The following is a 3,614-nucleotide window of genomic DNA, read 5'->3' as shown; positions in this document are numbered from 1 at the left end:
TACTTTGCTCACGTTTTCCCTCTAGGCATATAACGCCCGCTTAACGGGCAAATAATTAGCTTAGCTAAAATTTAGGAGCGCAGCGACGGGAGCTAAGCTTTATTTGTCCCGTTGAAGCGCTTGTTATGTAATGGTTTAACTTGAATAGATTACTTTAAAGTTACTCAAATCTAGTTTAGTTTGCTCAATTATTTTATTTTTTGTACTTTTTACTACCGCTTCTTGCCCCACGTTTGCAGAAACAAGAATGGTGACTTTTTTATGCTGCTCTAGGAGCGTTTGAATTTTTGTTATTACGTTCTCAATCGGTGGTTGAGGCTTAATTGGTTTTAATAGACCTCGTTCAGAGAGTTTAATATGAATTTCAACCTCAACCTGATCAGCAAAGCTAGCTAAATGAAAAAAAGCGATTGAGAAGTAGAATAAAGCTAAGAATTTTTTCATGTCACCAAGATTACATAACGCCCGCTTAACGGGCGAATAATTAGCTTAGCTAAAATTAGGAGCGCAACGACGGGAGCTAAGCTTTATTTGTCCCGTTGAAGCGCTTGTTATATGCAGATTACCGTTTAATATTCTTTGACAAAGCTCGATGAAATTCCTCTTCAAACTGCTCTGTTTTTTCATCGAAGCCTAATATTGTAGAAACCTTTTGGAAAGATCTCCAAAAGCCACTTTTACAGCCACTATTTCTAGCAATTTTTTCTAATCTCTCAAAAGCTTCTAACAACTCTAATTCTCTAGTGTTAAACCTGTACTCTGCAAATTCTTGCTCAGCTAAAACGAAAAGAGTTGGATCATCTAACAATGTTGCCGCTAAATTAAGCTGAGCCTCGACCGACTTCCATTTTTTAACTATTCGAGCTTCATTCATAGTCAAGCTTCCTTAAGGCATATAACGCCCCAATAAGGGGCTGATAAAGCTTGGCTATACTTGTGTAGCGAAGCGGAACCGAGCCAAGCTTTAGCAGTCCCGCTTTATTGGCTTGTTATGTGTTTTTTACACGTTGCCCGCGTAATCTTACATTAAACTCCGACCCACGCCAGAGAACAATAAACCTAATTAATTCATAGTCGTCATTTTTTAAGGTATAGCCTTCAGATTGTAACTGGCTAAAAAACTTATCGAAATCTTGAACTGTGCCACTGGAATACTGCTTTTGAAAATTGTTAAAGAATTCTGAATGTTTTACAAAGTTCTCATTTGGGATGAATTCACAATTTAACCAAGGTTGATCCACGCTAACGATATTTAATTCGGCAATTAAAGTTGAGTGATGATTTAACTTTAAAACATTATTTGAATTCACACTCAGTCCTTAAGAAACACATAACGCCCGCTTAACGGGCAAATAATTAGCTTAGCTAAAATTAGGAGCGCAGCGACGGGAGCTAAGCTTTATTTGTCCCGTTGAAGCGCTTGTTATGTTTGAAACTAACTTGAGAGCTTAATTATTTTAATCGCAAATTTGTCGAGAGCTTTATTAGGGGCAAAAGACAAAACAACCCCCAAAACAAAAAATAAAGCACTAAAAATGACTGCAATAAGCTTGTCACTAAAATCTTTGGTTGGTACTCCATTAATTTCAATTATTGCATTTGGATCTAATGCAGCTTGTATAAAGAAAAAAACTAAAATACTTCCAATAATAATTAACGTGCCACCAGCTAACCGGCTTAACCCAACCACGATATCTACTTTTTTCTTTAACTCTTGATTCATATTCAATTCAAACATAACGCCCCACTAAGGGGCTGAATACAGTTTGCTAAAATGGTGAAGCGGAGCGAAACCGAGCAAACTGTTAGCAGTCCCGCACTTCAGTGGCTTGTTAGAGTATTATTGCAAAGATTTTTTATGGTTATCAACGATATCTTTATGAGTAATAATTGAGTCCTTCGTTAGCGACAACTGAGATTCACCATAACCAAATAAATCATTTTCAGATAAAACATTAGTCCAGTAATGAATAAATGGATGGGACGAATTAAAGTTGATTTTTAATTTACTTAAACTTGGTACGGATGAAAAAAAATCTAATTCTTTTGCTAAATACCTATCTTCAATCTTTATCGATATTTTTCCGCCAACCCAATTATTACGAAAACTCTGAGGAATAAAGTCTATAGATACTTTCTGATTTGATATAGAACATTGAAAATTATGTTTCCCACTGCCGATTCTAAATAAGTTTTCACTTTTTAATTTGTCTACGATATTTTGTTTTATACCATTAGAGCCATATAAATTATTTGGCGATTCCACAGATAATCTTTCCACTTGAAAAATGCCCAATGTGGGCAAGCACGTATATTTTATGAAATGCTCATTCCATGATGCAATTGAACCAAAAGAACAAGACATTAAAATTATAGGAATATATCGAATCATGATGAAAATACTCTAACGCCCCAATAAGGGGCTGATAATGCTTGGCTAAACTGTGTAGCGAAGCGGAACCGAGCCAAGCTTTAGCAGTCCCATTTTATTGGCTTGTTATATGCCAATTACTCAAAACTTATTAAGCCAATTTGAGGCTCCGACTCTAACTTAGATTTAAAATATAATACACACTCATCTGAATTAGATATTTTTTCTTTTCCGAAGAGCTTTTCTATGAAAGTGCGACTTTTATCTATTTGGAGAATCCACTCTAGTTCTGACTTTGGGTCATCACCTTCCTCAAAGTAAGTTGAGGCTCCAAGCATATATTGACGTCCTTTCCAGTCAATATAGCTATACCAACCCCAGTCTTCAGCATCTGGCTCAGAAATATCAAAATCTGATTCAACTTCAGACTTTAACCACTTTAACAATGATTCACCGAAAATAGGATTAATAGGGTTTTCACGCTCTTTTGAGACATCGAACTTAGAAGTTTTAAAATTTATAGCAATATGCACGATTCCCTCCTAGGCATATAACGCCCCAATAAGGGGCTGATAAATGCTTGGCTATACTTGTGTAGCGAAGCGGAACCGAGCCAAGCTTTAGCAGTCCCACTTTATTGGCTTGTTATATACATTTACGGCTGGGCTGGAAGTTTTAGAGACTTACTAACTTTACCGCATTTCTTACAAATTAACTCAAAGTTAAATTTATAATTAACACACAAAAAGAAGAAACCGTATATTTTGCTACCTACTTTTATAAAGGTTATTAAAAATGCAGTAGCAACTAAAAGACTATATGAATATAAACCTAGCTCATAAAGCACTATATCTATAAGAAGCTCAATGGCTAATATTGCCACTATTTTATATTGTTTACTTAATACTGCTAAATAAATTGTAATCAGAACAATTAAGATAGAAATAAAGTCATACTCTTCAATCAAAGATGTTATAGCCCATACTGGAGCAGTTAGTAATAAACTTAAAAAAATAAAGCCAAATGCATCAATTTTTGAAATCCAAAAATCAGCTTTGATTCTATTAGGGCTTTTACAATAGCCACATCTATATGGCAACACGATATCCTTGATGTATATAACGCCCGCTTAATGGGCAAATAATTAGCTTAGCTAAAATTAGGAGCGCAGCGACGGGAGCTAAGCTTTATTTGTCCCGTTGAAGCGCTTGTTAGCAGTTTAACTAACCTTTTGCTTGAAGTT

Annotated in this window: 7 protein-coding genes; all 7 read right to left on the bottom strand. The window is 35.4% G+C overall.

Features of this window, described 5'->3' with window-relative positions; all coding sequences use genetic code 11:
- Positions 1–135: 135 nt before the first annotated feature.
- Positions 136–444 carry a hypothetical protein gene (locus J7384_RS19125; protein ID WP_209116136.1) on the bottom strand — a complete coding sequence of 103 codons (309 nt, stop codon included), beginning with the start codon at positions 442–444 and terminating at the stop codon, positions 136–138.
- A gap of 118 nt (positions 445–562) precedes the next feature.
- Entirely contained in the window at positions 563–874 is a 312-nt protein-coding gene (locus J7384_RS19120) for a hypothetical protein (protein WP_209116135.1), read from the bottom strand.
- 115 nt (positions 875–989) lie between these two features.
- Positions 990–1,310, bottom strand: a complete 321-nt coding sequence (locus tag J7384_RS19115; protein WP_209116134.1) for a hypothetical protein — start codon at positions 1,308–1,310, stop codon at positions 990–992.
- A gap of 125 nt (positions 1,311–1,435) precedes the next feature.
- On the bottom strand, positions 1,436–1,723 hold the full coding sequence (locus J7384_RS19110) for a hypothetical protein (protein ID WP_209113878.1): 288 nt from the start codon (positions 1,721–1,723) through the stop codon (positions 1,436–1,438).
- Between the two features lie 117 nt (positions 1,724–1,840).
- On the bottom strand, positions 1,841–2,281 hold the full coding sequence (locus J7384_RS19105) for a hypothetical protein (RefSeq protein ID WP_209116133.1): 441 nt from the start codon (positions 2,279–2,281) through the stop codon (positions 1,841–1,843).
- A 227-nt stretch (positions 2,282–2,508) separates the two neighbouring features.
- Entirely contained in the window at positions 2,509–2,904 is a 396-nt protein-coding gene (locus J7384_RS19100) for a hypothetical protein (protein WP_209113888.1), read from the bottom strand.
- 122 nt (positions 2,905–3,026) lie between these two features.
- Entirely contained in the window at positions 3,027–3,473 is a 447-nt protein-coding gene (locus tag J7384_RS19095) for a hypothetical protein (RefSeq protein WP_209116132.1), read from the bottom strand.
- Positions 3,474–3,614: the final 141 nt, after the last annotated feature.

It is taken from the genome of Endozoicomonas sp. G2_1 (assembly GCF_017744155.1).
Classification (GTDB): Bacteria; Pseudomonadota; Gammaproteobacteria; order Enterobacterales; family Alteromonadaceae; genus JAGHQT01.
This window is presented reverse-complemented; position numbering and strand designations above follow the sequence as displayed.